We start from the raw sequence: 6,141 nt of genomic DNA on the forward strand, positions 1-6,141 counted from the left end.
CCGAGTTAACAAACATGCTAACGCCAAGCAGCATTAAGAAACTAGACAAATTGGCCAAGAGGTTGAAGAGCAGTCGCAGCGAGTTGGTAGAGCAGTTTGCTAGAAGTCAAGACAATCCTAGTCTGGTTGCCAGACACAAATGCTGGAGGCGCACACCTATAGGGAATTTAATTCTTAATGGTAAGAGCGCACCTAGGGTATTTTTGACTCAGAGATCCAATCAGGTTGGAATCCCACGGCAGAAGCGGAAGTAGATATTAAGGAGCTCGAACGGCTATTAGAGGAGTTGCACAAACGACTTAATGCTAATTTTGCCAACAATCCGGAAGTCTGCGGTGACCTTAGAAGATCATTAGTGAGATGCATCTAACGCGATCGCATATCCTTTCCATCATAGATCGTCCCAGGTCGGCAAAAGATTCCTTAGGTAATCCTGTAGGCATGAACGCTCAACTGGAAAGTGCTAGCGTACAGCATCTTTCAAGTCATTTCATGATACAGTTTTCCATGAATAAACTCTTCCGATGTCTTGGTGCGCGTTCCCATGGCGAGGGAACCTCGCCGGGGTCGCACCGCTATCTAGGAATTCTTGTCACTCTTATCTTGAATAGTATCGGGCTACACTCCTGTACCCCTCAAATTAGTCCCTGTCACATTCAAACTCAAGAAGCTCGAAGTATAAGTGTGCAGTCTAATGAGCCTATCTATAACGAGATTTTTGGCAATCAAGAATGCTCACCTCAAAAGCTTGTCTTAAGAATTCCTGTAAACTCAATACAAGAAATTCCAGATACCAATAGTTTACTGAATCATAGATATACTCCCAATATTGTAACCTTATTAACATTTTCTCATCAACCTAAAAGTTTTTATATCAGACGTATTGATAACCATAAGGACGGATGGGTTTATAAAAAAGCTAGTTGCTTAGCTTGGAAATGGTCTAGGGAAGATGAGCAACAAGTTTTAAATTTAAGTCTGGAGAGAAATCTCCAAATTCGTGACCCTAAAATTAAAAGTGTTATTTTCATAGTTTCTTTGCCCTTTGAAATCAAAGATGCTCAAACCAATGTTAACCTTCAAGTTTACACCTGGGACTTATTTGAAGGAATTTATTATTTAAAACTCAAAAATTATCCCAATTTAAAAGAAATATTAAGACAAAAGGAGAGGAGAAGCAGTCAAGCCAGTAATGCATTTCGTGATGGGAAAACTGTTAAACATGAAATTCAAAAAGAATTAAACCAGATAGATGATATTGGAGGAATACATCTTAATAATTATTTTGAGTCAATACTGGATGGAGAATACCTCAAAAAATATACTCCTAGTTCAGAGTATAACTATTGCGAAATACCGGAGGATTTAAAAAAATTATAACGTTTAGTACTAGTATGAGTTTGGGGATTTGGACGACAAATTATAGGTAAAACCAAAGGTATAGGCTCCAAATGCTTCACCGGAAAAGAGTAAACTAACCAGACCCTAGTAGACACTACTCTACTTAATCAACTGATGTGATGAGATATGACTGAATTTGAACCAGCAACTACCAAGTCTGAAAACTATATTGAAAAGCCGGAAGATCGTGAAAAGCTTGAAGATTGGTATCGCAGAGAAAAAAGACTTCAAGTCTTAATAATTTTGATATTGTTAGCACTTTTAATAATTTCTAGTTTTGGACAGTTGGCTCTATTAGATTACTCGTTTGGGGAAAGACTTGCTCTGTCAAAGGGTGATAAAATATTTGGAATTGAGACTAAGAATTTACTCAGTTTATTGGTAACAGGTGCTTTACCCATAACCTCCATAGTAGATGGGTCTGGAATTATTAGCAAAAAAATTAAGATACCTTTACCATTAACTAATGGATTATCTATAATTTGGCTGGTGCTCTTAGGAGATATATTTTTGAATTTCCAAGCCGTATTAGTCAGCAACGAATCCGGAGCAGTAGATCAGTTAATACCGGTTATTGCTTTTGTTGTAGCCATAATTTTTTCCACAGCTTCCCTTTGTCTAAGTAGAGGCATAGTAGCCGCTAGCAAAAAATTCATGGCCGCCAGAAAAAATCTTCAAATCCTAATGGTATATGGGATTAACCCTACCCCCTTGTATAAGGATAATGAACAACTTAAGTTAAGAGAAGAGAATCAAGCAGCAACAACAAAGGCTGAACAGGAACGAAAAATAGTTGTAGAAGAAATTAATCAACACCAAGAAGCTTTAGAATTGGTAATCAAACTCGACAAAAATAAACTTAAATATCCCAAAATAGAAGCAAATAAAACCACAAAAAGTATCCAGGCAATTAACCAATTATTGAAAACCAAATTAGAGCGGTTATTTTCCCCTAACCCTAAATGTATTCAAAACAAAAAAAGTATTAATTACGGGGATAAAACTGCCAAATAAAACTATAATAAAAACCGAGTTATTGACGAAAATAAAGTCTTTAAAATAAGCATTAATCTATCAGCATTAAGCGTGGATATGAATCCTAGTATGGTAAGCTGTTAGGCATTTTTAATGCCTAACAGTTTAGCCATTTTTTGATAAACCGCTTGCGACCCATAGACGCGAAGCGCGGCTCCGGTGTGCAGTAGGACGCGAAACCGAAGAGGGTTATATGCTCTGAGGGAACAGGCAAGGGGCAGCCAGAGGTTGGGCAGGTTCTGATATAGCACTACCCATTAAGATGTTTGACATTCCATAACTCCGAAACGTAAGTAATCGCTTACTTTTAGGTGCGACCCGTGGCGAATTTAATTCGCCGAACGCGCCCCGCGTCTCCTACGGAGAACGGAAAGCGCACCTTTGACTTCTGACCCAAGAACCTTGCTGACTTGCGCGTAGCGCTATACCCTTTCTTGAAAAGGGATGCCACATCAGATTGTCCGATGATTGGCTCGGGGTAATCGGTAATCCTACGACCATTACTCATTACCCATTACCAAAAGGGAGGAAAAAAAAGTCTATACTCTGGGATTTGAGCAACCAGACATTCTATATTTAGGGAAATTTGGCGAGAAGCTGCCAGAGGAAGTGAAACAAAAGGCGATGGAGACGAAACAGGCAATTGTTGATCACACAATTCAATTAACACGCGGGAGAATGGCACACGGCTTAAGGTCAAACCTAGATTAGATATGGAATAGTCAAAAACTAGACACCGATGAGCATTTAGCTTATCGACCATGACCTTCTACTTAGGGGAAATGACTTGGTATGGACAGATGTGAGTAGCCCCGATGGAGTGTTGTGAGCGGAGTGTTGTGAGCATTGGGTTACAGAGGCAATCAGAATCGATGCCATCAGCTGCCGTTTTTCCAGAGGAATCTGGCGGGAGTTCCCTATTTTACAGCTTGCAGTTATTGTGTGAGGATGTTAGATCAAATTGGAGTCAAAGGTACTACTCCTACTCCCGTTGCTATGGGAGTTATGTGAAGTACCGACAACTAAATCGAAGATTATGGTTGAGGCTTCTAGTTTCATCCGCTATCCCCTTCTGCGTAGAATCCCCCGTCCTTGACACCAGGGAGAGTTCAAAAAAGAACACACAAGCAGTGTTAATTCGCTTCCTTTCACTTATCAGGAACCCATTGTTAATGTTTAAGGAGTAAAGTATATAAACAATTATGCCCAGTAAACAAGTTTTTGTTCGAGAATACAAAGTAAGAGCCCACAGGCGTACTATCCATACACGGGTTTACAAGTTCATTTGCCACTACTGCAATACCCCTGCAGAGAGGGAGACTTATGCTACCTGTTGTCCCAAGTATGGAAATCGCTGCAAAGGAGTAGCCAGAAAGTGTCTTCGCTATCAACACGCTAACGAATCTGGGGGAAAAAAGTAGATGTCTTATGTTCCATCACAGCCATCGCTACCATCGCAAAGTCAAAACATGTTAGCAGATTTGGTTGATTACTACCGACAAATGGTGGAGTATCATGAACAAGCTGCCACAGTTGCAAGAGAACAGCTTAACCATGCTAAAGCTTTGCTAAATACAAATGCATTAGCTCTACCAGAAAACAACTCCAACAAGTTCCTGCCTCCTGGAAATAGCAACCACAACCAGCAGGAAAAATACTACCTCACCACGCCAGTAGCTGAATTGCCCGCAGACTTCTCCACTGAAACTGAATTAGAGGAGTCAGCATTAGCACTCAAACAACAACTCGATTACCAGGAGCAGAGGATTACAGAAGCCATTGACCGACTCCTGGAAACCCACAGGGGTACGATCTTCCGAGTTGATTACCTGATCAGGGAGCTGTTTGGAGAGTTGGATAAAGACGATATTGCCTCGAAAACTTCTCTGGTCAAATCCATTTTGTTGAAAGGAGAGAGCCAGGGGTTATGGGACTCTATCCCTGACTCTCCAGGTTGCTACACCTTTTCTCTTGAAGATTTTCCCGATTTAGTTGCTACCAATAAACCTCAGAGAAAGCCTGCCAAGAGCAAAGTTCGTCGGCCTTCTCCGCTACCTAAGTTAGAGCAATTAAAGTATATGACCTTATATGAGCTCGTGGCTTCTGTGTTAAGAGAACACTATCCACAGATCATGAGTGCCGCAGATGTTTTGGACGTGCTTTATCCTAATGGTTTGGATCCTAAGAAGAAAAATGTAGCCCGTAAATCCATTAGTAACACCTTAACTAAAGGATGTGAATCTAAAGGCTGGAAACGAGTCCAGCCGGGGCGATATATCTGGGCTGGCGGTTTCACCTAAAGCTGAGTTCCGACACAAACGTTGTTGGTTATTGACAAACTATAACAGGACTTAGGCAGTGACTTTATCTGTAGGGTGCGTTAATAAAGCACCCTACTACATAAGCGCATTTAATGCCCAGTTTTGCGTAAGTCCTGCTCTTGCTAAAGTGATGTCTGATTCTGATATGTATAGCAGAAGTCATTTGTCAGAAGTCATTTGTCAGAAGTCAAACTCTTGCGCTTCTTGATGCAGTCGCTCATGGGGGAAACCCCCAAGACCGCGCTGCATCGCTTACAAAGGGTGTGAGACTTTTGTCATGTCCTAACTGCCCTGGCGACTGCTATATTTATAGTTCTATTCCCTTGTCCGAAGTTCCCTATTGCTCACCACTGCGGCGAAGTCTAATTAAATAGATACAGACTTTCAAGCACCGTAACTCTGCCATGCCTGCCAAAAAATATAAATTGATAGGGAAAACAACAGCGTGCGAAATCCATTGCTCACCACTTGGTCTGGTAACTTTGGCAAAAAGCGAGTACTAATTTGCGCTCCCAAAAAGCCTCCTATGCCCAGCAGCAGTCCCTCAATCCATAAGACATTTCCCTGTAAGGCATGTCCTACAGAGGCTGAAACTGCTGTAATCACGATTACCCCTAGACTTGTCTGAATCGCAGTTTTAATCGGTTCTCCTAGGAGCAACATTTGGAGTGGAACCATAATTGTTCCCCCACCAATACCAAATAGACCAGCTAATAAGCCAGCCAAAGCACCTGTCGCTATCCTTGCTACAGTAGCTTTGGTGGAAGAGTTTGAAGAAGGTGTGTTGTTTGGTGCTCTTTGAGATTCCTGTTGCGCTCTAGACTTAAGCTGTTTGCGTAGTTGGATCAAATATATCGTAACCAATAGCAGTATCCCAAAGGCTACCAGTAACAAGTAAGGAGGGAACAGGTCCGCTAGATAGGCACCAATTTGTGCTGTGATTAGAGCCGGAAATCCGATGCCAATTACACTTTTTAGATCAAAGTAGCCCATCCGCCAGTTTTGCACTGTACCAGAGCTAGCCGTAATCACAATCGACAGACTACTGGTAGCCGCCGCTTGAACTGGTTGATATCCTAATGCCACTAACAAGGGGACGAGCACTACACCGCCGCCAATGCCGAGAAATCCGGCAAGAATACCTGCTAATAAACCGGAACCAGCAAAAATCAATAAATGGGTAGGAGTCAAGCCCTTCGCTCCAATTCAAAATTATCAATTCAAAATTAAAAAATACCCCACGAATTAATTCGGGGGCTTGAAACATCGCTATCGGCTTTCGCCGACGCTGCGCGAACGCGACCATTCAAAATTAAAAAATACCATATAAATGAATTCAGGCGCTTGTATCCTTAGGTGCGCTTGACCTTGGCGAATTTAATTC

6 protein-coding genes are annotated in these 6,141 nt (G+C 41.6%); 4 read left to right on the forward strand and 2 right to left on the reverse strand.

The window, feature by feature from the left end; translation table 11 throughout:
* Nucleotides 1–14: 14 nt before the first annotated feature.
* From F6K64_RS38535 to F6K64_RS31180, 3 genes are all read left to right on the forward strand, one after another.
* Nucleotides 15–254, forward strand: a complete 240-nt coding sequence (locus F6K64_RS38535) for a ribbon-helix-helix protein, CopG family (protein WP_008183332.1) — start codon at nt 15–17, stop codon at nt 252–254.
* 430 nt (nt 255–684) lie between these two features.
* Nucleotides 685–1,380 (forward strand): hypothetical protein, encoded by a 696-nt coding sequence (locus F6K64_RS31175; RefSeq protein WP_131826914.1) that lies wholly within the window; start codon nt 685–687, stop codon nt 1,378–1,380.
* Between the two features lie 147 nt (nt 1,381–1,527).
* Entirely contained in the window at nt 1,528–2,415 is an 888-nt protein-coding gene (locus tag F6K64_RS31180; protein WP_008183335.1) for a hypothetical protein, read from the forward strand.
* A gap of 328 nt (nt 2,416–2,743) precedes the next feature.
* On the opposite strand, the gene F6K64_RS31185 is transcribed toward F6K64_RS31180, so the two are convergent.
* Nucleotides 2,744–2,944, reverse strand: a complete 201-nt coding sequence (locus F6K64_RS31185) for a hypothetical protein (RefSeq protein WP_131826915.1) — start codon at nt 2,942–2,944, stop codon at nt 2,744–2,746.
* A 913-nt stretch (nt 2,945–3,857) separates the two neighbouring features.
* Between F6K64_RS31185 and F6K64_RS31190 the strand changes: the two genes are divergently transcribed.
* A complete protein-coding gene (locus tag F6K64_RS31190) occupies nt 3,858–4,736 on the forward strand; it encodes a hypothetical protein (RefSeq protein WP_075873597.1) in 879 nt (292 codons plus the stop codon).
* Nucleotides 4,737–5,141: 405 nt separating this feature from the next.
* Here the strand turns inward: F6K64_RS31190 and F6K64_RS31195 are convergent, their stop codons facing one another.
* The gene (locus F6K64_RS31195; RefSeq protein ID WP_008183340.1) at nt 5,142–5,948 is read right to left on the reverse strand and encodes a sulfite exporter TauE/SafE family protein; all 807 of its coding nucleotides are present in this window, start codon (nt 5,946–5,948) and stop codon (nt 5,142–5,144) included.
* Between the last annotated feature and the right edge of the window lie 193 nt (nt 5,949–6,141).

Source organism: Moorena sp. SIO3A2 (assembly GCF_010672265.1).
Lineage (GTDB): Bacteria > Cyanobacteriota > Cyanobacteriia > Cyanobacteriales > Coleofasciculaceae > Moorena > Moorena producens.